This window comes from Aestuarium sp., from assembly GCF_023253315.1.
Taxonomy (GTDB): Bacteria; Pseudomonadota; Alphaproteobacteria; order Rhodobacterales; family Rhodobacteraceae; genus Marivivens; species Marivivens donghaensis.
The window spans coordinates 1-255 of the sequence record NZ_JALRGW010000173.1 but is presented as its reverse complement, the minus strand read 5'-3'; the positions used below and the strand labels follow the sequence as shown (position 1 = coordinate 255).

The 255-nt window shown below is 49.8% G+C and carries 1 protein-coding gene; it reads right to left on the bottom strand.

Annotated features, from left to right (window positions below; all coding sequences use genetic code 11):
• Positions 1 to 255 (bottom strand): hypothetical protein (locus tag AC1QQ2_RS14875; protein ID WP_479713727.1); only part of this gene is annotated, 255 nt, incomplete at both ends.

Here is a 255-nt window from a genome sequence, read left to right as displayed (position 1 = left end):
ACCAAGTCGTCGTCAGTCTTTAGGTTTGACAGATCGACAGGCCATAGGTTGTTGGCATACTCGTAGTACTTCTCCTGTGTCACCACCTCCTGCGGAAGGTAGGCATAGCCTAGGTCCTCTGCAGTCTTGGTAGGATCATTGCGGTAGATGAACGACACACCAACGTAGCTATCCCAGTTCTCCAGAATCCAGCCTACAATTTCCTCAATCTCAGAGGGGTCATAGGAGATAGTGACAGAACAGTTGTGGTCTACG